Origin of the sequence: Novacetimonas hansenii (assembly GCF_014843995.1) — a bacterium.
Classification (GTDB): domain Bacteria; phylum Pseudomonadota; class Alphaproteobacteria; order Acetobacterales; family Acetobacteraceae; genus Novacetimonas; species Novacetimonas hansenii.
Window position 1 is genome coordinate 1,305,718 of sequence record NZ_CP062147.1, and the last position, 23,257, is coordinate 1,328,974.

The following is a 23,257-nucleotide window of genomic DNA, read 5'->3' on the forward strand; positions in this document are numbered from 1 at the left end:
GCGGGGCAAATCTCCTATTTCTTCATGATATGCAAGATCATCATGTAAATCCCCACGATCCGATTGGCTGGCACGGCACAACCATCCTGTGCGTGCGGCGTGATAACCAGGTGGCGATGGCTGGCGATGGCCAGGTGACGCTGGGTGCGACCGTCATAAAGGGCAATGCGCGCAAGGTACGCCGCATCGGCCCATCGGGCAGCATCCTTGCCGGCTTTGCCGGGGCAACCGCCGATGCCTTTACCCTGCTCGAACGGCTTGAAGCCAAGTTGGAGAGGTATCCCAACCAGCTTGAACGCGCCTGCGTCGAACTGGCGAAGGACTGGCGCACCGACCGTTACCTGCGGCGGCTGGAGGCGATGATGGCCGTCGCCGATGCGGATCATTCCTATACCCTGACCGGTAATGGCGATGTGCTGGAACCTGAAGATGGCATCATCGCCATCGGGTCCGGCGGGAATTACGCCCTGTCGGCGGCGCGTGCGCTGCTGGGTATCGACGGGTTGGGCGCGCGTGAAATCGCGGAACGGTCCATGAAGATCGCGGGTGATATCTGCGTCTATACGAATTATTCCGTCACGGTTGAAACGCTGGGCGGTGATGTGGACAAGGGACAGGCATGATGGAAATCCCCAACCATTCCCCGCGGGAAATCGTCTCGGAACTCGACCGTTTCATCATTGGCCAGACCGACGCCAAGCGTGCGGTGGCCATTGCGCTGCGCAATCGCTGGCGCCGCGCGCAATTGCCCGAGGGCCTGCGTGATGAGGTCGTGCCCAAGAATATCCTGATGATCGGCCCGACCGGGTGTGGCAAGACCGAGATCGCGCGTCGCCTCGCACGTCTGGCGCAGGCGCCGTTCCTGAAGGTCGAAGCCACGAAGTTCACCGAAGTCGGTTATGTCGGGCGGGACGTGGAAAGTATTGTGCGCGACCTTGTGGAGGTCTCGATCAACATGCTGCGTGACCTGCGGCGTCGCGACGTGCAGGCCAAGGCAGAAATGGCGGCGGAAAACAGTCTGCTTGATGCGCTGGTGGGCGAAGGCGCGTCGGCGGATACCCGCAATAAATTCCGCCGCATGCTGCGCAATGGTGATCTGGAAACCAAGGAAGTCGAGATTTCCGTGACGGAGGGACCATCCCCGTCGGGACAGGCGGACATGCCGAACATGACGCCGGGTACGGTCATCAACTTCTCCGACATGATGAAGGGTTTCATGAACCGCGTGCCCCAGCGCCGTCGCATGACGGTGGCAGAGGCCCGCGCCGCCCTGACGCGTGAGGAAGCGGACAAGATGCTCGATACCGAAACCCTGACGCGTGAGGCCGTGGCCCATGCGCAGGATCACGGTATCGTCTTCCTTGATGAAATCGACAAGGTTTGCGCCCGTGGGGCCGAAGGCGGCGCGCGTGGCGGCGATGTCTCGCGTGAAGGGGTGCAGCGTGATCTGCTGCCCCTGATCGAGGGGACGACGGTTTCGACCAAATATGGCCCCGTGCGCACGGACCATATCCTGTTCATTGCATCGGGCGCGTTCCATATCGCCAAGCCTTCGGACCTGCTGCCCGAATTGCAGGGGCGCCTGCCGATCCGTGTGGAGCTGTCCTCGCTGACGCGTCAGGACCTGCGCCGTATCCTGACGGAACCCGAACATTCGCTGCTGACGCAGTATATCGCGCTGCTGGGCACGGAAAAGGTGACGTTGCGCTTTACCGACGATGCGGTGGATGCGCTGGCTGAACTGGCGGCAGATATCAACGAACGGGTGGAAAATATCGGTGCGCGCAGGCTTGCGACCGTGATCGAGCGGTTGCTGGAAGAAGTCTCCTTCACCGCCACCGACCGGGCGGGACAGAGCGTGGAAATTACTGCCGCCGATGTCCAGGAAAAGGTGGCCCCGCTGGCGCGCAAGGGCGACCTGAGCCGCTTTATCCTGTAAATCCCCACGAGACTGGCAGAATGTTTTTGGACGCCGCCTTTTTCGAAGAAAGGGCGGCGTTTTCCCTGAAGCCTGTTGGAAAAAGCTTCACCAAAAACTTCTTTATGATTTGCAGGCATGCCTGTGGCGAGCAAGAGGAAGAATATGACGGATCCATTCGTAAAGCCCGAAGACGATACGGCGGCAGATGCGATTGCGGCGATTGCCGATGAACTGGCGCTGTTCGATGACTGGATGGATCGGTACCAGTACATCATAGAACTTGGCCGCAAGCTGCCGCCCTTTCCCAAGGAATGGGCAAATGACGCGCACCGCGTTCCCGGATGCCAGAGCCAGGTCTGGCTGGAGGCGAAGGACATGGGCGATGCCCTGTTCCTGGCCGGGGCATCGGACGCCGCCATCGTGTCGGGGCTGGTGGCGTTGCTGTTACGGGTTTATTCCGGGCGCAGCAGGGCCGAAATCCTGCAGACCGATCCGGGGTTCCTGCGTGAACTCGGTCTGGTGCAGGCTTTGTCCACCAACCGTGGTAACGGGGTGGAGGCGATGGCCCGCGCCATCCGCAAGGCCGCGGCCACGCAGGACGTGGCCTGAACGTCGCTTACGTCCACACCCCGTTTGGGGGGGGCGGGGCAATGCGGTCATTACCCCGTCACAGGCACGCAATGCGTGTCCTTAGTATTCCTGCACGACGTCAAAGCCCGCCGCGTCCACTGCATTGGCAAGCGTGTCGGGATTGACGAACGTATCGTCACACAGCACATAGGCTTCGCCCTTTTCAAGGGAGACTTCCACGTCACGGACACCTTCGACCTGTTCGAGGGAGCGGCGCACCTTGGCCGCGCAGCCGTCACAGGTCATGTCTGATATCTTGAGGGTGAATTTTTCCATCTGGAACTCTTTCCTTACGTCGTCGTGGGCAATGTCGTGGCGCGCCATCGGTTCAGCAACAGCGAACTGGTGACGACCGATACGGAACTCATGGCCATGGCGGCCCCGGCGATGGCGGGGTCCAGCATGCCCATGGCCGCCAGCGGGATGCCTATTATATTATAGATGAAGGCAAAGAACAGGTTTTGCCGCACCTTGCGCAATGTGGCGCGTGACAGGGAAATCGCGTCAAGTATCCCGCCAAGATTGTCACGCATCAGGATCACACCCGCGGATTGCACCGCGATGTCCGATCCGTGGCCCATGGCGAAACCGATATCGGCCATGGCCAGTGCTGGTGCGTCGTTGATCCCGTCGCCCACCATACCCACCACATGGCCCTGCCCACGCAGTTTTTCAATCTCTGCCGCCTTGTCCTGTGGCAGTACGCCCGCGATGAAGCGGTCCATGCCCAGTGTCCGGGCGATTGCGGCGGCTGCCTGCTGGTTATCGCCCGTCAGCATCAGGGTGGCGATCCCGTCGCGGCGCAGGGCCTCGATACAGGCCGGGGCTTCGGTGCGGAGGCTGTCGCTCAGTGCGATATAGCCCACGATTCCCCCCGAATCCGCCACGCCAATGACCGTGTGTCCCTGCTGTTCCAGGCGCGTGACGGTGTCTGGCATGTCCGTATCGGTGCCTGTCCCCACGAAATGTGGCGCGCCGAGGCGCAGCCGTTCGCCCTGTGCCGTCCGTCCCTCTATCCCGCGACCGGGCAGGGCGGTGACATCATGGATCGCAATGGGGGCAATACCTTGCTGGCGGCTATGGGCGACGATGGCGCGGGCAAGGGGATGTTCCGAGTCCTGTTCCAGCGCGCACGCCATGGCCAGCAGACGTCGCGCGTCATGCCCCGGCAATGGCGAGACTTCGCGCACTTCCGGCTGTCCCTTCGTCAGGGTTCCGGTCTTGTCCAACACCAGAAGGTCGATCGTATGGGCATGTTCCAGCGTGTCGGCGTCACGAAACAGCAGCCCCGCGCGCGCGCCACGACCGGTGGCGACCATGATGGCCGTCGGCACCGCAAGCCCGAGCGAGCATGGGCACGCCACCACCAGTACGGCAATCGTTCCCGTCAATGCTGTCGCCGCATGCCCATGAACCATCCATCCCACGATGAATGTCAGCAACGCGATGCCCAGCACGCCGGGCACGAAAATGGCGGAGATCCGGTCCACAAGCTGCTGAACCGGATCGTGGGACGCCTGCGCGCGCTGGACCATGCGCACGATCTGCGACAGTGTGCTGTCGGCCCCCACATGTTCGGTACGCACGCGCAGTACGCCGTTCTGGTTGAGGGTGGCGCCAATTACATGGTCATTGACCGTGCGCGCCACAGGCACGCTTTCGCCCGTCATGGCCGACTGGTCCACGTCGGATTGTCCGGCAATGACGATCCCATCGACGGGAATGTTCTCGCCCGGGCGCACGACAACGATATCGCCAACGCGCAGGGCGGCGACGGATATGTCGCTGACCTGCCCGTCGCGTTCGACATGCGCGACCTTGGGTTGCAGGCGCAGCAGGCCGGCGATGCCCGCGCGCGTCTGGTCCCGCGCCCGTGCCTCCAGCAGGCGGCCAAGCAGCACGAGCGTGATGACCACCGCGCCCGATTCAAAATAGACATGCCCGGAAAGGGAGAACAGCCAGATGACCGTACTCGACAGCCACGCAACCGTGGTGCCCAGCACGACCAGCACATCCATGTTTGCCCCGCCCCCCCGGACGGCCTTCCATGCCTTCTGATAGAACGGCCAGCCACACCCGAACTGCACCATGGTCGCCAGCAGGCATTGCAGCCACAGGGGCAGCATGAAATCCATCCGCCCGGAGACCATGTCCACCATCCCCAGCAGCAGCGGCAGGCTCAGTATGGCCGACAGCGCAAACATCGCCCATTGCGACCGCAGGGCCGTGGCATGGGCGTGTTCGCGTGCGGCGGTATCGTTATCGGATATGGCCGTTGGCGCCTGCACCGGTGCGGCGTCGAACCCGCCCTTGCGCACCTGCGCGATTATGGCAGGCAGGTCCGCAAGGCCGGGAACATAGGTGATATCCGCCTGTTCCGTGGCGAAATTGACATGTGCGCTGACGCCGGGCAGGCGGTTGAGCAGTTTTTCAATCCGGCTGGCGCATGCCGCGCAGCTCATCCCCGTCAGTTGAAGCGACAGGGCCTGGGTGGGGATTTCAAATCCCGCCTTGCGCACGGCCTCGAACACGGGGGCAAGGGCGGCTGTGGTGGGGGGCTGTGCAAGGCCGACCGTGGCCTGCGCGGTTGCGAAATTCACGCTTGGCGTTGTGCCGGGTACGCGCCGGATGACTTTTTCGATCCGGCTGGCGCAGGCGGCGCAGCTCATGCCTGTTATGGGGAAGGTAACAGCCGTCTGCGTTGCCGTGGCCATGACTTCATTCCTGAACTGTCACGCCTGATGGAAACTGGCTGTCGATTGGCGCGTGACCCTGATGTTAGGGCGGGCGGGGCCCAATGCAACCCCGCCCGCGCCAGTGTTAGGTGGACGCCAATGTTAGGTAGCCCGTGTTAGGTCGCCCGCGTTCATGACCAGTCCCCGCGTCACAACCCGGATCATGTCGCAGGGCAAGGGCACACGAATATGCGTCAGTCCACCGTGCTCATGCGGGTTTCATCGACGAACTTTTCGGTATCATCATCGATCTTGCGCGATTTGCGCCCGGCGGGGCCGTGTACATACAGCGTCTTGCGGTCGATCTTCTGGTTGGTCCCCTCGGGCTTGACCGGCATTTCATAAACCGGCTTGCGCGCATGGTCCGCCATCTGAAGGGACGGGTTGAAGACCGAGTTGAACTTCCAGATCATGGTCAGGAAGTTGGTCTGCCCACGCAGGGCAAGGCGCAGCGCAATGCCCAGCGTGTCCTTGATCGCGGCCCAGCCCAGATGCTTGTTGTTCAGCACCTGTTGCGTCTTCACCAGTTCCTCATAAAACTCGCGCAGGGGCAGGGTGGTCGGCATGACCGCGTGCTGGATATCGAACAGGCGATAGTCGCGTGTCGTCAGCTTGCGCGATTCGCTTTCCCAGATCTCGGTGCCGGGATAGGGGGTCGTGACCGACAGGTTGACGATGTCGGGGATTTCCAGGCACCACTGGCGGATGACCTCGAAACGTTCCCGGTCCCATGACGGGTCGGCAATCAGGTTGATGGCGACGATCAGGTCGAGCGAGCGGGCGTAATCCAGCGCTTCGAAATTGCGGTCCATCGACACACGCTTGCGGAAACGCTTCAGCCCCTCGGCATCAACGGCTTCAAGGCCGATGAAGATATAGCTGAGGCCGATATCCTTCCATTCGCGGAAAACTTCCTTGTTCCGCAACAGCACATCGGCGCGCGTTTCAAGGTAGTATTCCTTCTTGATGCCCCGGCGGCGGACTTCGGCTGCGATCGCCATGCCATGTTCGGCATGCACAAAGGCCACGTCATCAACGATGAAGATGCCGGGCTCCTTGATCTCCTGAAGTTCCTGCCCGATCACTTCCGCACTGGCGGTGCGGTAGGAGCGGCCATAGAATGTCCATGCGCTGCAGAACGTACAATCCCACGGGCAACCCCGTGCGAATTCGATGGAGGCGGCAGGGTCAAGCGTCCCGATGAAATACTTGCGGCGGTGGCGCAGCAGGTCACGTGCGGGGCGCACACCATCAAGGTTTTCGACAAAGATGGGGGGCGGGCCGTCGCCCTCCATCGTCACGACGCCCGGAACGCCAAGCAGGTCTTCGCCCTTTTCCCAGGCTTCGAGCAGGAGGCCCACTGTGGCGTCGCCTTCGCCCTTCAGGACGCAGTTGATCGCCCCGTCGGAAAGCGCAAGCACATCGCGTGCGATGAAGGAAATCGAATGGCCGCCTATGAACAGGAAAACATTGGGCAGGCGTTTACGCGTTTCCTTGCACAAATCGATGATTTCGGGAACATTCGCAAGGTAATTGCCCGAAAAACAGATCGCATGCGGGCGGAATTTCTCGATACGTTCCCAGTAATCGTTGTGATTTTCCACCTGCAGGTCGATGATATCGACATCATGCCCCTTATCACGCGCGGCACCCGCGACAAGTTCCAGGCCCAGAGGTTCCAGTCGCAAAAATACCTTTGTGTACATCAGCGAACTTGGATGAACGGCCAGTAATCTCATTATTTCACCTCGGGCATGGGTGGGGGCAGGGCTGGTGCGGACGTCCACATACGCAATCCAGAGGGAAATTTACAGACTTCCCACGGTGGTATTTGACGTTTTTATAAATCGCATCCAGTTATAAAAAAACCGGATAAGATACGAAGGGTGACAATATAAGACCATAATGTCACCCAATTCGCAGTTATATCACCTATGCACTGAAGATATACCGGCAGTCGTCCGGGCCCTGGAATGGCGGTCGGGCGGGCGGGACGTGAACCTATGCGAAAAACGAAGGGCTGGGCTGGGGGCGTGCCTGCGCGGGCCTATCGCCACAAGCACTTTCATGTCACACTCTGGCGTTAACCTCCGGGGGCGAGATGAAGCGCAAGACACTGCGAAAAGTGACGGGTCCATTGATGCTGCTGGCATGCGGCGGTGCGATGGCGCTGGGTGGATGTTCCGCCGAAATCGGGCGTATGCCGTATGAAAGTGACGTCCGCTGCCTGCGTAAGGAACTGGGGACGCAGATGCATCTGAGCTTCCCCCTTGCCGCCAATACATGCCAGCGCATGACCGATCATAATTTTGCGATCGGTTCGAAAAACCCGCAGCCCATCCCGCTGAACCTGCATAACGCCCCTGACCTGCAAAAACAGGCGGACGAATATGGATACAGCTATACCCGCTGACCCACGCCGCAACGGGAATGGGTTCTGCGGGCGGGCTGCGTCAGTTTTCCAGTTCGCTGTCCCAGTAAAGATAGTCCCGCCAGCTTTCGTGCAGGTAATTGGGCGGGAAGGAGCGTCCGTTATCCTGAAGCAGCCAGCTACTGGGCTGCTGTGGCGTGCGGGAGGGATACATCCGCAGTTCATGCGGCATGTATGATCCCTTCAGCAGGTTGCACGGGCTGCATGCGGTTACGACGTTTTCCCATGTGGTGCGTCCCCCCTTTGAACGGGGGATGACATGATCGAACGTCAGTTCGTGTGTCGGCAGGCGCGTGTCACAGTACTGGCATGAAAAATTGTCGCGCAGGAATACATTGAACCGTGTAAACGCCGGGCGTCGGGCGGTCTGGATATAATCCTTCAGCGCGATGACGCTGGGCAGGCGGACTTCCTGTGATGGGGAATGTACGACTTCGTCATATTCGCTCAGGACGGAAACACGGTCGAGCCATACCGCCTTGATCGCGTCCTGCCATGACCATAGGGAAAGCGGGAAGTAGGACAGGGGCCGGAAATCGGCATTCAGGACGAGGGCCGGGAAATGTTGACTGTCAGAAAGCACGGGCGCATCCTTGATGTGATGCCGCCACACAAGTCTTCAGGCGTCCTTTACTTTGAACCGAACGCCGATCATGTGCGCCGTCATGAAGTAACTGCCCTGAATCTATTGCAGACCTCTTTCCATGTGGCAAGGGAGGGTGCGTGCGAATATTCGCGAACCCTGTTCCGGTATCTGCGGGTTATATGGAAAATGTCGATGCTACTTGACTGTTATCGTGTGGAAAATGCCTGACATAACCCGTTTCGCCCCCAGCCCCACCGGGGGGCTGCATCTGGGGCATGTCGCATCCGCCCTGTCGGGATGGCAGTCGGCAAGCGAGTCGGGTGGCCGTTTCATGCTGCGGATCGAGGATATAGATCCCGGCCGCTGCCGTGATGTGTTCGCCCACGACCTGATGCACGACCTGCGCTGGCTTGGGCTGGACTGGTCCGAACCGGTGCGATGGCAGTCGCGTCACCTTGCGGATTATGCGGCGGCGCTGGCTGGTCTTGGCGCGCGGGGGCTGGTTTATCCATGTTTTTGCACCCGGCGCGATATTGCCGATGAAATCGCCGCCTCCGCGCATGCCCCGCATCATGCGCCCGATGGCAGCGTGGTATATCCCGGAACCTGCCGCCATCTGTCAGCGGCGCGGCGGGCGGCGTTGCTGGCGGCGGGGGCGCCACATGCAATGCGCCTGGACATGGGGCGTGCGCTGTCGGTGCCCGGTGCATCCGATCTGACATGGCATGAACGCGGGCAGGGGCGGCAGCGCTGTCATCCTGAACTGTTCGGTGACGTGGTTCTGGCGCGCAAGGACGTGATGGCGTCCTATCACCTGTGTGTGACGCATGACGACGCGTTGCAGGGCATTACGCTGGTGACGCGTGGGGAGGACCTGCGCCCGGCCACATCGTTGCATCGCCTGCTGCAACATCTGATGGGCTGGGCGGAACCTGAATATGCCCATCATGCGCTGTTGTGTGATGAAACGGGACGCAGGCTGGCCAAGCGTGACCGGGCCATGACCATCGCCGCGATGCGTGCCGCAGGGATGAGTGCGCGTGCCGTGCTGGCCGCCGCGGGCTATCACGGTCCTGTCATGGGCTGAACGGATGCCGCCTTTATGCGGGCAAGGGGCGCGAAACATGGGCGTGGTGCATTTGTGCTGTTTTCACGATGGCGGCTTCGCACTAGGGTTTGCAACCGACGTTCCAGCAAGGAACGGTAACTTCATGTCATAATGGATCTCGGTCTCATGGATCTTATCGCCGCGCGTCTTGACAGGATCAGCCCCAGCCAGACGATCGCCATTTCCACCAAGGCACGTGAACTGAAAGCCGCGGGCAAGGATATCATCAGCCTTTCGGCGGGCGAGCCCGATTTCGACACGCCCGCCAATATCAAGCAGGCAGCCATCCGCGCCATCGACGATGGGCAGACAAAATATACCGACGTTGCCGGAACCCCTGCATTGCGCAGGGCTGTTGCCGAACGGTTCTGCCTTGATTCGGGGCTGGATTACACGTCCGATGAAATCATCGTCTCCAACGGGGGCAAGCAGGTCATCTATAACGCGATGGTGGCCACCATCAATCCGGGGGATGAGGCCATCATACCCGCCCCGTGCTGGGTTTCGTATCCCGATATCGTGGCCCTTGCCGAAGGGACGCCGGTGGTCGTGCCATGCATGGCCGAACATGGGTTCAAGCTGCGTCCTGCCGACCTGGAGGCCGCGATTACGCCACGCACGAAATGGCTGCTGCTCAATTCACCGAACAACCCGACGGGCGCTGCCTATGACGCACAGGAACTGCGCGGGCTGTGTGATGTGCTGTTGCGCCATCCCGATATCTGGATCCTGACCGACGATATTTATGACAAGCTGGTGTATGACGGGTTCACACCGGCCACCATCGTGCAGGTCGAACCCCGCCTGCGGGCGCGCACCGTCACCATGAATGGTGTGTCAAAAGCCTATGCCATGACCGGCTGGCGGATCGGTTTTGCTGGCGCGCCGGTCGAACTGATCCGCGCGATGAACAAGCTGCAGGGGCAGTCCACCTCTGGCCCGTCCTCCATCAGTCAGGCGGCGGCGCTGGAGGCCGTCAGTGGCCCGCAGGGATTCATCGCGGAAATGGTTGCCACCTATCAGAAGCGGCGCGACCTTGTGGTCAGCATGCTTAACCAGGCATCCGGCCTGCAATGCGCAACGCCGGAAGGGGCATTCTATGTCTTCCCGTCGCTGCGTGGCTGCCTTGGCAGGACCAGTGCAGGCGGCGCGCGGATCGACAGCGACAAGGATTTCGTGACCGCCCTGCTTGATGAAGAAGGGGTCGCCGCCGTCCATGGTAGTGCGTTCATGTTCGCGGGGCATTTCCGCATTTCCTATGCCACCGACACCCAGAGCCTGACAGAAGCATGTACGCGCATACAGCGCTTCTGCGGTGGCCTGCGCTGAGACGGGATCGGAAAACGTCATGACAAGCAGTACTGCAACCGCCACCGACGGATTTCTGGCCGGGTGCATGGATCGTCTGGAAACCCCGGCGACCATCGCGATGGCGCAGCGCGCGCGCGCGTTGAAGGCCCGGGGGGAGGAGGTACTCTCCCTCGCCCTTGGGGAGCCCGACTTTCCCACGCCCGCAGGTGTGATCGAGGCCGCCCATCGCGCGGCCCTCGACGGGCAGACGAAATACCCCCCCGTGGAGGGAACGCCCGCGCTGAAGGCTGCGATCATCCGCAAGTTCGCGCGGGAAAACGGCCTGACCTATGAACCGTCGGAGGTCATGGTTTCCAACGGGGGCAAGCAGGTCATTTTCAACGCCTTCATGGCCACAATCAATCCGGGGGACGAGGTGATCGTCCCGCGTCCGTACTGGGTCAGCTATCCGCTGATGATCAGCCTGTTTGGCGGGGTGCCGGTCTTTGTGGACTGTCCAGAGGAAAATGGTTTCCGTCTGGATGCGGCGACGCTGGAGGCGGCGATTACCCCACGGACCAAATGGCTGGTCCTGAATTTCCCCAACAATCCCACAGGTGCGACCACCACGTGCGCGGACCTGGAGGCGGTTGCCGAAGTCCTGCGCCGTTACCCGCGCGTGCATGTCCTGTCGGACGAGATTTATGAACATCTTGTCTATGACGGGCATGCCCATGTTTCGATTGCGCAGGTGGCGCCGGACCTGAAAGGACGTGTCCTGACGCTTAATGGCGTATCAAAAGCCTATGCCATGACCGGTTGGCGCGTGGGATATGTGGGTGGTCCCGCCCCGTTGATCCGCGCGATGAGCGGTATCCAGAGCAGTTCGACATCGGGCATCTGCTCCATCAGTCAGGCCGCGTCGGTCGCGGCACTCGACGGGCCGTCGGGTGTGGTGGAAACGATGCGCCAGACATATGACCGCCGTCGTCGCATGGTGGTGGATGCGCTGCGCCAGATCCCGGAACTGACCTGCGCGATGCCGCTTGGCGCGTTTTATGTCTATCCGGGGATTGCCGCGTGCATTGGCCGCACCAGTGCAGGTGGCCGTTATATCGGAACGGACGAGGATTTCGCCATAGCCTTGCTGGAGGAACAGCATGTAGCCGTTGTTCACGGCAGCGCATTTGGCAAGGGGCCGTACCTGCGCCTGTCCTATGCCACGTCCGATGAAATTCTGGTGGATGCCTGTGGTCGTATCGCAACGTTCGTGGCGGGCCTGCAAGGGTGATATCGCAGGATAAGAACCCGGGGGATGTTTCGAAACCATAACAGCCCCTGATCGGTTTTTTGCAAAATCTGCGCAAAGGCGTCGCCTTGTTGACGGAACAGGTGACGCCCGGAAACTGTCATGTCCTGCATGCAGGACATGACATTCAGGGTATGAACTGTCCTTAACCCGAGGCCCGTCCATCGGTGGCAGGGGGGGACAGCACGAAAATTCCTTCTGTCAGCAGGGTCGGCAGGAGGAATGCTGCCCCCGGCAGGCCGCACAGCCCCATGGCCACCGCAGTTGCGATCATGGCCGTTATATAGGCAAGCCGCCCGCCAACACGTTCCGCCATGACAAAGGCAAAAGCCCCACCGACCCCGGTTATCGCGCCAATCGCGGTGCGCCATGGGTGTTGTCCGGCGCCATGGCCCATGCTGTCGATGATCTGGCTCAGGGCAGAGGATTGATCTACCGAGGTGCCGCTCATGCCGAACATAAGGGAAAATGGCAGGATCAGGACGCTCAGCACATCGCGCAGCAGGCCGACAAACCCACTGACAAGCGGGATCAGCAGAAGGATGGCGACAGACGAACTGGTGCTTAACGCCACGATCAGCAGGCCGATGCGCCGCTGTTGTCCCGGTGTTATCGGATGATCATGCATCCGCCGTGCCTTTCCGTGCCGGATATCGCGTCGCAGGCATGCCGCATGGATATGGCCCCATCGTGGGGGCCGGTTGCGGGGCCGGCGAAATGACGCCCTGAATCATGAATGTCCTGCGCCATGAATAACCCGGTGATGACCCGGCGATGATCCGGGTCATGAACGCCCCCGCCCATGAGCGTTCCGGGTCATGATGGGTTTATTTCTTGCGGATCCACCACTTCACGGGTTCGTCTTCGTCCTCTTCCGTTGCGACGTTTTCAACCGCAACGGTCGCACGGCGTGGCTGTGCCGTAATCCTGGCCTTGCGTATTGCCGCGTTTTCTTCCTTCAACCGGTCAATCTGCGCCTGTGCGGCATAAAGCTCGGTCTTGAGGCCGAGGATTTCCTCATTCTTCTGCGCGATCGTGTTCTTGGCTTCGCCAAGCATGATTTCCGCATGCCCGATACGGGTTTCCAGACCACGCAGGTTTCCCTGTGCCTCATGGCGCTGGCGTTCGGCGGTTTCACGCAACTTCTGCTCTATCTGAAGCTTGTTGCGCAACTGCTCTACTTCACCGTTACTGTCGGACTGTATGTGAAGTGTGCGTGTTGACGTCGGGCGTGTTGAAATATTCTGGTGTTCGACCCGGACGTCGCCATCCTGTACGAACTTGCGGCGTCGCGCCCCGGTTTCGGGCAGGCGCTGCTGCTGGCGTTTGGGCTGGGGCGCGCGCCGGGGGGCAGGTGACTGGGAAGAAGGTTTGTCCCTGTCCTGTCCCTTGCCAAGGCGTTCAAGCGCCTGACGCAGGGCCATTTCATTGACTTCGTCGCGGTGGGGGGAGGCGTCCTGTTCTTCTTCACCGGGGAAGGACAGGAATTCATTATATGATGACACGGTAAGACTCTTTGATAGATACAAAGCCGAGGATCTGGAGGATGGATATCAGCCACCAGAATAGGAAATTATTCCTAATGGGGATATTCCAAGATGTCGCACCTGAAAATGACTTCGTGACTATGTAGCCTTTATTCTGGAGGGAATGCAAGCATCCATCCCGATATTGCGACGTCTTCATGTTTTGCATGCACTGTGGGTGCTGTTTTATGGTGGAAGATCGCCCAGCGGCGATTTGAACAATATTCAGGACTGTCATTATGCTCTTCCCATATGGGGATGAGTATAGAAATATATGTTTCGATATGATTACGTCATATGTGTATCACACACTCTTGCAATGCGGCTTTTTTGTTCATGTTCTATTGAACCATGCTGTCATGAGGCGATAGCATCGCATTCGTGCCTGCGGTTTGCAGGTTGATGTGACACGCGTGTGGGGCATGCCCATGCAGGGCCTGGTTGGGGCCGGCGGCTGGCCCGCGAAGTGAATGGGTAAAGTGATGTCGGAAAACATGTCCCTTACGGAAAAGGCGCTGGCACGTCCGTCGTCCGTCCTGAAACAGGCGGGGGCACCATATGTGCTGGTGGTCATGGGGGTGTCAGGGTGTGGAAAGTCCACCTTTGCGCGGATGCTGTCCGAACGTATGGACTGCCCCCTTGTGGAAGGGGATGACCTGCACCCCGAGGCCAATATTACCAAGATGGCGTCGGGCACGCCCCTGACGGATACCGACCGGCAACCCTGGCTGGAACAGATCGGACAGCAGGTCGCGCAATGGGTTGACGCGCGCCAGATGGGGGTCGTGACCTGTTCGTCCCTGAAGCGCGATTACCGCACGACCATTTCAGGACGCCATGCGCAGGTATGCTTTGTCTATCTCAAGGGCAGCCGTGATGGCGTGGGGACGCGCCTGCGTGAACGCACCGGTCATTTCATGCCGGCAAGCATGCTCGACAGTCAGTTCGCGACCCTTGAGGAACCGCTTGATGATGAGGTCGTGCTGGAACTTGATGCCGCCGCCACGTGCGAAGACATGCTGGAGGCCGCATGCGCGGCATTGCGTGCGCTTGGGAAACCGGTGGGTCATGGCAACGGCATGGTGGAAAGCAAGCGCAACCTGACCTGATCAGGCCGAAAAGCTGCCGGGCATCCATGCGATGTCATCGCGCCCATCGGCGTTGAGATGCCGCCCAAGCACAAAGAAATAATCCGAAAGCCGGTTCAGGCAGGCGGGAATCCCCGGGGCAAGGGGGGTCATGCGATGCAGGCTGATCATCCGGCGTTCCGCGCGGCGGATGACCGTGCGCGCCAGGTGGGCCTGCGCCGCCGCCTGTGTCCCGCCCGGCAGGACAAAGCTCTTCAGGGCGGGCTGTTGCGCGCGCAGGCGTTCGATTTCGGCTTCGATCATCGTCATTGCAGCCTCTCCGGCGGGAAAGGCATCTATTCCCTTGTCCGGTTGGCAGACGATGCCACCAATATCAAACAGCAATGACTGGATACGGCGCAGGAATGCCGCGTCGTGCGTCTGGGGCGGGCAGGTCGAACGCAGCACGCCGATGACGGCGTTGGCTTCATCCAGCGTGCCAAGAGCCTCAATACGCAGGTCGTCCTTTTCAACACGCGCGCCGTTGCCCAGCGATGTCTGTCCCTTGTCGCCACCGCGGGTTACGACCCGGTCGATCCGAATGACCATGAATTCTCTCTTGGCGTGAAGTGATGCGTGGGCCGAATGGGCCGATTGAAAGTAACCTGCGGATGGAAAATAATAAAAATTTTAAAGTGGTAGCTTATATCCGCAAAAGGTCACGCTCTGCACGACCCCGCGTTGCCTGAAACTTTTAGAGAGTGTTTGAAAATAAATCATTGATAAAAAATAAGAAAAGTTTTGGGTGCCGCCTTTCGATCGAAAAAGGCGGCGTCTTCTGAAGCTTTTTGGAAAAAGCTTCACCAAAAACCTTTATAATTTCAGGATATTATTGAGCCTGATTTTTCAAACAGTCTCTTATCATGCGCTGCACTGGCGCGCCTATTCCTTGCCAGTGGTTGCGCAGTCAGAATGCAAACGCGCCCTGCCCCCGCATGTCAGGGGCAGGGACACCAGACACTGAATCAGTGCGTGGCGGTCGGCTTCTTCGCGCCCAGCTTCAGCGCGTCGTTCAGGTGCGCCTGTGTCGCGTCCGCCGTGGCGGAAGCATAGGACTTCAGGTCCGGGTCGCTTGCGGACTCAGCTTCGTTCTGGAACATCGCCAGCGCGTCGCTGTGGGCCTGCGCCTGAATGTCGAGGTAGTCACGGTCGAAGCGATGACCCTTTTCGGTCTTCAGGCGGTCGATGATCTGCTGTTCGTCGGTGCTCATGTCCTTGTTCAGTTCAAGCCCGTGCTGAAGCGCCAGTGCGGAAAGCTTGTTCTGGTTGTCGGTATGCTGCTTGACCAGGTCGGCGGCCAGGTCCTTCACCTTCTGGCGCTTGGCCTGCGCCGTGGCCAACTGCGAAATCTCGATTTCAAACGTATTCACCTCTGTGGCGTTTTCGGCAAAGGTCGTGTCTGAATCGGTAAAGGGCGGCGGTGCCGGCGGTGTCACAGCCTTTGGGGCACGCGCAAACGAAGAAACGGGCAGCGCCGCGACCGAAGCGCAGAGGAACCAGGCAGCGTATTTTTTCATGTATCATTTTCCTAACAAGAAATATGCGAACGACCCGCTGAACGTATGAAAAAGTCTAGCAGTTTTGCCCCTGCCGACAAACCCGCATTACAGGGTTTTATCTGCTTTTTAAGGGGGGCGTGAAAACCGTGGCTGTGAAACGCGGCGTAAGCTGCGGTGTAAGCCTGGGGACGTTTCCGGCCGGTTGGCGTTAAAAAGTCCCCCTGCCATGCCTGAGGGGTGGAAAAAGCTGGCCTCAGGCAATCATTATTATTTTTTATCAATGAGTTATATTTGAAAAACCTTTGCCGGTTCCCGTGCATGATGCATGCGCCCATGCGTGTCGGGCATGGAACACGGCGTCATGACCTGTATGGGCCATGGGGCGTTTATAGGCTACATGCTCGGGGGATAATATACGGGCTTTTTGGCCCGTCATGCCCGTATTCCCTGTCATGGATGGCCCGATGCCGACTGTTATTCGCTTTTTACTGTCCCTGGCCGCGCTTGCCGCGCTGTTGGGCGTGATCGCTGGTGCGTTCGTCGCGCACCTGCCCGACCAATTCTTTGCGCAGGGGGGGCGGGACATGGCCCGGCAGGCCATACAGATGCAGATGTGGCACGCGCTGGGGCTGCTGGGTATCGGCATCCTGATGATGCAGGCGGGGTGTCAGCGGCTTGTCTCGCTTGCGGGGTGTGCAATGGCGCTGGGGATGTGCATCTTTTGTGGCGCGGTCTATTTCACGGCCTTTACGGGTATTCATCTTGGGGCGGTGGCGCCAACGGGGGGCAGTATCCTGATGCTGTCATGGTTGCTGCTGGCGGTGGGGGTTATCCGTTCATGACATCTGGACACGCGGACATGGCGCATGGCGAAACGTCGTCCCCCCGTCTGACAGGCTCCCCTGACCTGACAGGCATGGATGTCGGTGCCGCCTACCTCGCCGCGCCGGGGTTCGAGGTGGCGCTGGAACATGAACTTGCGCGGCAGGGTGTGGAAGTCCGCTGGCATGGGCGCCTTGCCCTGACGATACAGCCACCCATGCGCAGCGCATGGGCGCTGGAGGTATGGACCGCGCCGCAGTCGCGCGATATCTCCTCCATCAAGGCTGCGGCGCGCGACCTGCGTGCGATACAGCGCAACTGGGCCGGATATGCGCCGGACCTGCATCGCCGCTCTGCGCTGATTGCACAGAACCTGCCCCCTTTGGCTGCGCGACCGCTGGTGTTTCCCTCCCTCCCGCCGCAGGGGCATCTGGGGGCATGGACGCTGCTGTCGGCGGACAGGATGCTGCTGTCCCCCACCAAGACATCGCCCTTCATCAATGGGGAGGTGCAGTTCGTGGAGGATCGGCAAGGCCCGCCTTCGCGCGCGTATCTCAAGCTGTGGGAGGCATTCACACGGCTTGGGCAATGGCCTCGGGCGGGGGAAACCTGCCTCGACCTTGGGGCGTCGCCGGGGGGATGGACATGGGTGGCGGCCCGGTGTGGGGCTGATGTGATCGCCATCGACCGTGCCGACCTTGACCCGCGCGTTGCGGCCCTGCCTGGTGTTACGACCCGGCGTGAAAGTGCCTTTGGCCTCGACCCGGCATCGATGCCGCATGTGGACTGGCTGCTGTCGGACATCATCGCCTATCCCACGCGCCTGCTGGCGCTGGCGCGGCGCTGGATCGACAGCGGGCGTGTGGCGCGCATGGTCCTGACCATCAAGTTCCAGGGGGAGACCGACCATGACACGGCAGAGCAGTTCGCCGCGCTGCCCGGCGGGGTGGTGCGCCACCTGTGGCATAACAAGCATGAACTGACGTTCTTCTGGATGCGTACGGGCGCGCCGTACGTCGCCTGATGGCGTGCAATGGGGTCAGGGCCGTCCCGCCCGCCGCCTGCGCAGGCGTTCGATGCCGTATTCCCCCAACTGCACGATCCCGATGGCAAGGAGGCAGCACACAAGTGCGACGCCCATGATGATGGTGCGTTCGCGGTCGGTTTCATCCGCGGCCCCCGTCAGGCGATAGACCGCAAGCCACATGTCGGACCCCGCGATACGATCCACCAGCCCTGCGACCATCGCGCTGTAGCGCAGGCTGCCCATCAGCAGCATTGTGACGATCAGGACACTGCCGGTTTTCGCCAATGTGCGGATGAGGGAGACACCGGTGGTTGCATCAGTATTCTTCATATGGATAGGCTACCTTTCCTCTGGGAGCGGGCGGGTCGCGGTCGGTTCGTGTCGGGGGAAGATGGCGGGAGAGGAAAACAACAGGATGAATGAACGTTTTGGACATATGTCGCGCCTGTGGCGCGCAGGGCTGGTGGCGGGTGCGTGCGTTGGCGCGATTGCCGGTGGGGCACAGGCCGCCACGGTTGAGGCACCGCCACAGATAGGCAACCTGACCCCAACCGTTCCGGCACAGCCTTATGGCCCGACGGAGGGGACGCGCGAACGGATCGCCACCGCATTTGACACCGCGCGGGCCACCGGGCGCAAGGTATTGCTGGATTTCGGGGGAAATTGGTGCCCTGACTGCCGCATTCTGGCGGGGTTGATGGATGACCCGGCCGTGTCCCCATGGATCGCACGCCATTTCGTGGTGGTGATGATCAATGTTGAACGTATGAATACCAACCTCGAATTCCTTGAGCAGCACGGGCTGAAGATTTCGGCGGTGCCGACCGTGCTGGTTGTGACGGCGCAGGGCAAGGTGCTTAATGCCGATGGCCTGACGGCTCTGGGCAATGCGCGCGCGATGTCGTCACAGGCGGTGATCGACCTGCTGGCACAGTGGGATGCACGCACCTGACAGTCAGCGGGCGCAAGTCAGCGGGCGCACGGTTCCCGATCCCCCGTGAGGGGACATGACGACATTGGTGGGGGAAGGGGCTGCTTTTCTTGCAAAGGCAGCAACCTTATAAATCCCTTGGGAAACAGCCCCCCCCGACCTGTGCCTGTCGCTAACGCCTGATTGAAAGCATTCCATTGACAAGGAATGGGAAAATTTCAGGCGATACCCTGTCTTCGCAAGATTTTTTAAGAGACTGTTTGAAAAGTCTGTCTTGATAACACACTGAAATTATAAAGGTTTTTGGTGAAGCTTTTTCCAAAAAGCTTCAGAAGACGCCGCCTTTTTCGATCGAAAGGCGGCACCCAAAAACTTTTCCTGTTTTTTATCAATGATTTGTTTTCAAACAGTTTCTGATGGTTCCGGCGGCGTTATGCCAAGGTAATGCGCAGCCTCACGCACGGTATCTGCCAGCGCACCGGACTGAAACGGGGAGGTCAGCCCCGCATCGAGCACCAGCCCGGTAAAGGGCCGCGATCCCCCACGTTCGCACAGCGCGACATACTCATGCAGGGCGCCCTTGTAATCCGTACGGCTGCGTTGCCAGAACTGCAATGCGCAGCACAGCGCAAGTGCATAATCAATGTAATAGAAGGGCGAGCGGTAGATATGCCCCTGTGCCTGCCACCGTCCCCCGGCGGATGGGTGGGCGATCCCGCCATAATCCCGCCATGGCAGGTATCGGCGTTCCATGTCACGCCACAGCTCGTGGCGTTCGGCCGGGGACATATCCGGCCGGGCATAGATTTCGTGCTGGAAATGATCCACGCATACGCCATAGGGCAGGAACGACAGCGACCCGATCAGGTGCATCTGCCGGAAACGTTCGGCCTCGCCGGGGGCGACCATCAGGTCCATATGCGGCCAGGTCAGGAATTCCAGCGCCATGGAATTGATTTCCGCCGCATCCATCGTCGGCCATAACAGGTCCACCGCAGGCAGGCCGCGACTTTTCCAGTTCTGGTAGGCATGGCCCATTTCATGGGTGAAGACGTTGATATCGTGCTGCGTGCCGTTGAAATTGGCAAAAATGAACGGCATCCCCACCGTGGGAAAGGACGTGCAGAACCCGCCCCCGGCCTTGCCATCGCGGTTGCGCAGGTCAAGGAACCCGCCTTCGCGCATCTGGCGATAGAATTCGCCAAGGTCGCCACCCATGCGGTCGAACATCACCTGCGCCTGTGCCACCAGCCTGTCGTGGCCGCCGATGGGGCGCGGGTTGCCATGCGGGTCGATCAGCGGTTCATCCCACGAATATACGCAGTCCCATCCCATCGTCGTGCGACGGCGTTCGAGGATACGCTGCACCAGCGGCACGACATGGGTGCGCACATCCTCGCGAAAGCGCGCGACTTCGTGGGGGCCATAATCCACACGTCGCATCCGGCGATAGGCCAGGGAGGTATAGGCGTCATACCCCAGTGCGCTGGCCATATCGGCGCGCACATGCACCAGCCGGTCGAACAGCGTGTCGAACTGTTGCGCATTGTCCGCAAAGAATGCCCAGCGCACACGCTCTGCCTGTTCGCGCACGTTACGTTCGGTGCTTTCGGCATAGGGGGCAAGGCCGGACAGGTTGACCTGGCGTCCGTCGATCGACAGGCGGGCAGAGGCGATCAGCGCGGTGTATTCACCGCTCAGCCGGGCTTCCTCCTCCAGCGCGTCGGCGATTCGCGAATCGAAGGTGGTGATGTCCGTGCGCCAGAGTTCCAGCGTATGCGGCGTCAGCGTCGCATGCACCGCCTGCTGGTCCGGGTCATCAAGCAGCCGCCGCTTGATCGCGACCTCGAACGCGGTGACATAGGGCGTCAGCGAATCCGCGTAATCACGTTCCGCCTTGTTGGTGGCCGAGGTCGTATCCTGTGAAAACCGCAGGTCGGTCATTGCCGACCAGCTTTCGTAATCCCGCCGGATCGTATCGAACAGACCCAGCGCCTCCGTGCGCCGGCCCTGGTCCAGCAGGGTGGAAACCTGCCCGAAGCGCAGGGAAAGTCGTTCCTTGCTCGGGCGTGGGAAGTCAAGTTCGCTGAATCGTAATGCCATGCCCCGATGCTGCCATCATAGACGGGCGAGGTCTATCGCCCGATGTGTGGCGTGCGGCAGATGCATATCCTGACCCATGCCCATAGTCTGGGGAGATAGGCCACGGCAGGCGATTCGCTTTGCGATCACCTTATGATCGTCTCCTGTCCTCCGCCCTATCGCGCGCGCAGGACATAGCGTGCGAACCATACGCACATTGCGGCGAAAACCATGGCCCCGGCGATGTCCGGCACGACGGCTGGGATACCTGCGGGCATGATCGACAGCGCGCTGTCCCGTCCGGCGAACCCTGCCACCGCCGACAGCGTAACCCCCATCAGGCTTTCCCCCACGATCAGCCCCGATGCCAGCATGGTGCCGATCTGTGAGGAATGTGCATTGGCCCCCCGCCGCGCGCAGACCCAACTGACGAGTGCGCCAATCGCCAGTGTGACCGTGACCGCGGCAGGCAGGTAAATGCCGATTCCCACCGCCAGCGGCGGCAGTGTGCGGCCATGGCGGCGCAGCACAAGGTCGGTGACAATCACCACGACCGCCAGCGCCCCGCCAATGGCCAGCATGTTCCAGTCAAGCTGGTGCAGGAAGATGCCCGATGCGATCATCATCATCAGCGCGGGCTGTGGCGCCGCCAGCGCGTGCGTCGGGTCCATGCCCGGATGGGGCAGATACCCGACAAAGCCATAGGTCTGGTAAAGGATGTTCAGCACGGGCGGGATCACCAGCGCGCCGGTCACGCACCCGATCAGCAGTGCAACCTGCTGGCGCCACGGTGTCGCCCCCACCAGTTGCCCGGTCTTGAGGTCCTGAAGGTTATCGTTGGAGATCGCCGCCGATGCGGTCAGCGCGGACAGGATGTACAGGCAAAAGGCAATGCCGCCATGGTCGCCCACCGATGCAGGAAACAGCCCGACCGCGCGCATTCCCACGAACAGGGAGGCAAGCAGGATGACCGCCACGATGCAGATGCCCGAAATGGGGGACGATGACGACCCCACGATCCCGGCCATGTATCCGCACGTCGCCGCGACAAGGAAGCCGATCAGCATGCAGCACAGCATCCCCACCAGCGCCAGCCCGACAGTGCCCGCATTCACCCCGCCAAAGGGGGCAAGGAAGGCGATGAACATGACCAGCAGCACCATGCCGATACCCGCGGACAGCAACCCGACCTGACGCAGCGGCAGGTCCGCGTCATTATCGGTCTGTGCGCCGCCAATGGAGGTGGCACGCAGGCTGGCGCTCAGGCCACGGATGATCGGTCCCATCATACAGCCCAGCGTCCAGATGGCCGCCACGGCAATCATGCCCGCCCCGATGAAGCGCACGTCATGCATCCACACGATGGTGGCGTGGGCGGTGGGGGTCAGATGATCGGGATTGGCTTCATGCGCCGTCAGGAACGGGACGAACACCCCCCACGCCAGCACCGCGCCCAGCAGCATGGCAAGCCCGCCCCCGATCCCCACAAGATAGCCCGCGCCCAGCATCGCAAGGGAAAACCCGCATGACCCGCGAAAGACCGCGTTGCCCCATGTCAGCGTGACGGAGGCGTCTTCCGCCAGCAGTCGCAACCCGGTGGACGCAAAGGTGATGATCGCCGCGATCATGCCGCCACCCGTCAACGCCCGCAGGGCGGCCGGGCTGGTGTCCTTTTCCCCGGCCTTGAGGATTTCCGCCGCTGCGACCCCTTCGGGATAGGGCAGGGCGCTTTCATTGACCATGGCGCGCCGCAGCGGGATGGTGAACAGCACCCCCGTCATGCCGCCCGCAGCAGAGATGAGCGTGGTTTCAAGGAAGGGAAAATGCTGCCAGTAGCCGATCATGATCAGCGAGGGCAGCGCGGCGAAAACACATGACAGCGCCCCCGCGGCGGAGGCCTGCGTCTGCACGATGTTGTTTTCAAGGACGCTGGACCCGCCAAGCGCCCGCAGGACAGCCATGGAAATGACGGCGGCAGGGATGGAGGATGCGACCGTCAGTCCCACCTTCAGCCCCAGATAGACGTTCGACGCGGTAAAGACGAGGGTGATGAGTGCCCCAAGTACAATGCCGCGTAACGACAGTTCCTGGGACATGCGCGTCGATTTCATATGGATCGCTGGCCTGTTGCTGTGAAAGGGGGTGACGTTCCATCGCGCGGATGGGGAAAAAAGGAAAGGGGCGGCCCTGCATGCGCGCCCTCCCATGCCCATGCAGACAGGGGCATGGGGGG

Annotated in this window: 22 protein-coding genes; 11 read left to right on the plus strand and 11 right to left on the minus strand. The window is 60.8% G+C overall.

Translation table 11 applies throughout. From position 1 onward, the window contains the following. The first annotated feature begins 29 nt into the window (after window positions 1–29). The 3 genes from hslV to IFJ82_RS05655 all read left to right on the plus strand — a co-directional run bounded on the left by hslV (window position 30) and on the right by IFJ82_RS05655 (window position 2,530). Window positions 30–623, plus strand: coding sequence for an ATP-dependent protease subunit HslV (gene hslV, locus IFJ82_RS05645; protein WP_003620905.1), 594 nt, complete (start codon window positions 30–32; stop codon window positions 621–623). After that, window positions 623–1,939: an ATP-dependent protease ATPase subunit HslU gene (gene hslU, locus IFJ82_RS05650; protein WP_003620903.1), complete on the plus strand. Its 1,317-nt coding sequence runs from the start codon at window positions 623–625 to the stop codon at window positions 1,937–1,939. Before hslV ends, hslU begins: the two co-directional genes overlap by 1 nt. A gap of 144 nt (window positions 1,940–2,083) precedes the next feature. Continuing rightward, window positions 2,084–2,530, plus strand: a complete 447-nt coding sequence (locus tag IFJ82_RS05655; RefSeq protein ID WP_003620901.1) for a SufE family protein — start codon at window positions 2,084–2,086, stop codon at window positions 2,528–2,530. An 81-nt stretch (window positions 2,531–2,611) separates the two neighbouring features. On the opposite strand, the gene IFJ82_RS05660 is transcribed toward IFJ82_RS05655, so the two are convergent. The 3 genes from IFJ82_RS05660 to hpnR all read right to left on the minus strand — a co-directional run bounded on the left by IFJ82_RS05660 (window position 2,612) and on the right by hpnR (window position 7,025). Then, entirely contained in the window at window positions 2,612–2,827 is a 216-nt protein-coding gene (locus IFJ82_RS05660; RefSeq protein ID WP_003620898.1) for a heavy-metal-associated domain-containing protein, read from the minus strand. Between the two features lie 14 nt (window positions 2,828–2,841). Then, a complete protein-coding gene (locus IFJ82_RS05665; RefSeq protein ID WP_192265882.1) occupies window positions 2,842–5,265 on the minus strand; it encodes a heavy metal translocating P-type ATPase in 2,424 nt (807 codons plus the stop codon). A 215-nt stretch (window positions 5,266–5,480) separates the two neighbouring features. Next, window positions 5,481–7,025, minus strand: coding sequence for a hopanoid C-3 methylase HpnR (hpnR, locus tag IFJ82_RS05670; protein WP_062809102.1), 1,545 nt, complete (start codon window positions 7,023–7,025; stop codon window positions 5,481–5,483). 362 nt (window positions 7,026–7,387) lie between these two features. Here hpnR and IFJ82_RS05675 point away from each other — a divergent pair, with 362 nt between their 5' ends. Beyond that, window positions 7,388–7,699 carry a hypothetical protein gene (locus IFJ82_RS05675; protein ID WP_040510932.1) on the plus strand — a complete coding sequence of 104 codons (312 nt, stop codon included), beginning with the start codon at window positions 7,388–7,390 and terminating at the stop codon, window positions 7,697–7,699. Window positions 7,700–7,739: 40 nt separating this feature from the next. Here the strand turns inward: IFJ82_RS05675 and IFJ82_RS05680 are convergent, their stop codons facing one another. Next, window positions 7,740–8,300, minus strand: a complete 561-nt coding sequence (locus tag IFJ82_RS05680) for an HNH endonuclease (RefSeq protein ID WP_040512445.1) — start codon at window positions 8,298–8,300, stop codon at window positions 7,740–7,742. Between the two features lie 223 nt (window positions 8,301–8,523). On the opposite strand from IFJ82_RS05680, the gene gluQRS reads away from it, so the two are divergent. The 3 genes from gluQRS (at window position 8,524) to IFJ82_RS05695 (ending at window position 11,992) form a co-directional block, all read left to right on the plus strand. Continuing rightward, entirely contained in the window at window positions 8,524–9,390 is an 867-nt protein-coding gene (gene gluQRS / locus IFJ82_RS05685) for a tRNA glutamyl-Q(34) synthetase GluQRS (RefSeq protein WP_192265884.1), read from the plus strand. Between the two features lie 147 nt (window positions 9,391–9,537). Next, window positions 9,538–10,740 carry a pyridoxal phosphate-dependent aminotransferase gene (locus IFJ82_RS05690; protein ID WP_192265886.1) on the plus strand — a complete coding sequence of 401 codons (1,203 nt, stop codon included), beginning with the start codon at window positions 9,538–9,540 and terminating at the stop codon, window positions 10,738–10,740. 19 nt (window positions 10,741–10,759) lie between these two features. Next, window positions 10,760–11,992 carry a pyridoxal phosphate-dependent aminotransferase gene (locus IFJ82_RS05695; protein WP_408901704.1) on the plus strand — a complete coding sequence of 411 codons (1,233 nt, stop codon included), beginning with the start codon at window positions 10,760–10,762 and terminating at the stop codon, window positions 11,990–11,992. A gap of 163 nt (window positions 11,993–12,155) precedes the next feature. Here IFJ82_RS05695 and IFJ82_RS05700 read toward each other — a convergent pair whose 3' ends face one another. Together IFJ82_RS05700 and IFJ82_RS05705 are read right to left on the minus strand one after the other, a co-directional pair. Next, window positions 12,156–12,638 carry a hypothetical protein gene (locus IFJ82_RS05700; RefSeq protein WP_003620881.1) on the minus strand — a complete coding sequence of 161 codons (483 nt, stop codon included), beginning with the start codon at window positions 12,636–12,638 and terminating at the stop codon, window positions 12,156–12,158. A gap of 199 nt (window positions 12,639–12,837) precedes the next feature. Then, the gene (locus IFJ82_RS05705) at window positions 12,838–13,515 is read right to left on the minus strand and encodes a hypothetical protein (protein ID WP_003620877.1); all 678 of its coding nucleotides are present in this window, start codon (window positions 13,513–13,515) and stop codon (window positions 12,838–12,840) included. Between the two features lie 515 nt (window positions 13,516–14,030). Here IFJ82_RS05705 and IFJ82_RS05710 point away from each other — a divergent pair. Next, a complete protein-coding gene (locus IFJ82_RS05710) occupies window positions 14,031–14,645 on the plus strand; it encodes a gluconokinase (protein WP_167613979.1) in 615 nt (204 codons plus the stop codon). Here the strand turns inward: IFJ82_RS05710 and IFJ82_RS05715 are convergent, their stop codons facing one another. After that, on the minus strand, window positions 14,646–15,212 hold the full coding sequence (locus IFJ82_RS05715) for a cob(I)yrinic acid a,c-diamide adenosyltransferase (protein ID WP_192265888.1): 567 nt from the start codon (window positions 15,210–15,212) through the stop codon (window positions 14,646–14,648). It abuts the gene before it with no gap. Window positions 15,213–15,628: 416 nt separating this feature from the next. Next, on the minus strand, window positions 15,629–16,180 hold the full coding sequence (locus tag IFJ82_RS05720; RefSeq protein WP_062809098.1) for a DUF4142 domain-containing protein: 552 nt from the start codon (window positions 16,178–16,180) through the stop codon (window positions 15,629–15,631). Window positions 16,181–16,626: 446 nt separating this feature from the next. Between IFJ82_RS05720 and IFJ82_RS05725 the strand changes: the two genes are divergently transcribed. Together IFJ82_RS05725 and IFJ82_RS05730 are read left to right on the plus strand one after the other, a co-directional pair. Next, window positions 16,627–17,004, plus strand: coding sequence for a DUF423 domain-containing protein (locus IFJ82_RS05725; RefSeq protein ID WP_075625074.1), 378 nt, complete (start codon window positions 16,627–16,629; stop codon window positions 17,002–17,004). A 74-nt stretch (window positions 17,005–17,078) separates the two neighbouring features. Then, the gene (locus tag IFJ82_RS05730) at window positions 17,079–18,008 is read left to right on the plus strand and encodes an SAM-dependent methyltransferase (RefSeq protein WP_075625075.1); all 930 of its coding nucleotides are present in this window, start codon (window positions 17,079–17,081) and stop codon (window positions 18,006–18,008) included. A 15-nt stretch (window positions 18,009–18,023) separates the two neighbouring features. Here IFJ82_RS05730 and IFJ82_RS05735 read toward each other — a convergent pair whose 3' ends face one another. After that, a complete protein-coding gene (locus tag IFJ82_RS05735; RefSeq protein ID WP_003620867.1) occupies window positions 18,024–18,341 on the minus strand; it encodes a hypothetical protein in 318 nt (105 codons plus the stop codon). An 85-nt stretch (window positions 18,342–18,426) separates the two neighbouring features. Between IFJ82_RS05735 and IFJ82_RS05740 the strand changes: the two genes are divergently transcribed. After that, window positions 18,427–18,963, plus strand: a complete 537-nt coding sequence (locus IFJ82_RS05740; RefSeq protein WP_003620865.1) for a thioredoxin family protein — start codon at window positions 18,427–18,429, stop codon at window positions 18,961–18,963. A 381-nt stretch (window positions 18,964–19,344) separates the two neighbouring features. Here IFJ82_RS05740 and IFJ82_RS05745 read toward each other — a convergent pair whose 3' ends face one another. Beyond that, window positions 19,345–21,045 carry a M3 family oligoendopeptidase gene (locus tag IFJ82_RS05745; protein WP_075632513.1) on the minus strand — a complete coding sequence of 567 codons (1,701 nt, stop codon included), beginning with the start codon at window positions 21,043–21,045 and terminating at the stop codon, window positions 19,345–19,347. A 155-nt stretch (window positions 21,046–21,200) separates the two neighbouring features. Then, entirely contained in the window at window positions 21,201–23,135 is a 1,935-nt protein-coding gene (locus tag IFJ82_RS05750) for an OPT family oligopeptide transporter (RefSeq protein ID WP_192265890.1), read from the minus strand. Between the last annotated feature and the right edge of the window lie 122 nt (window positions 23,136–23,257).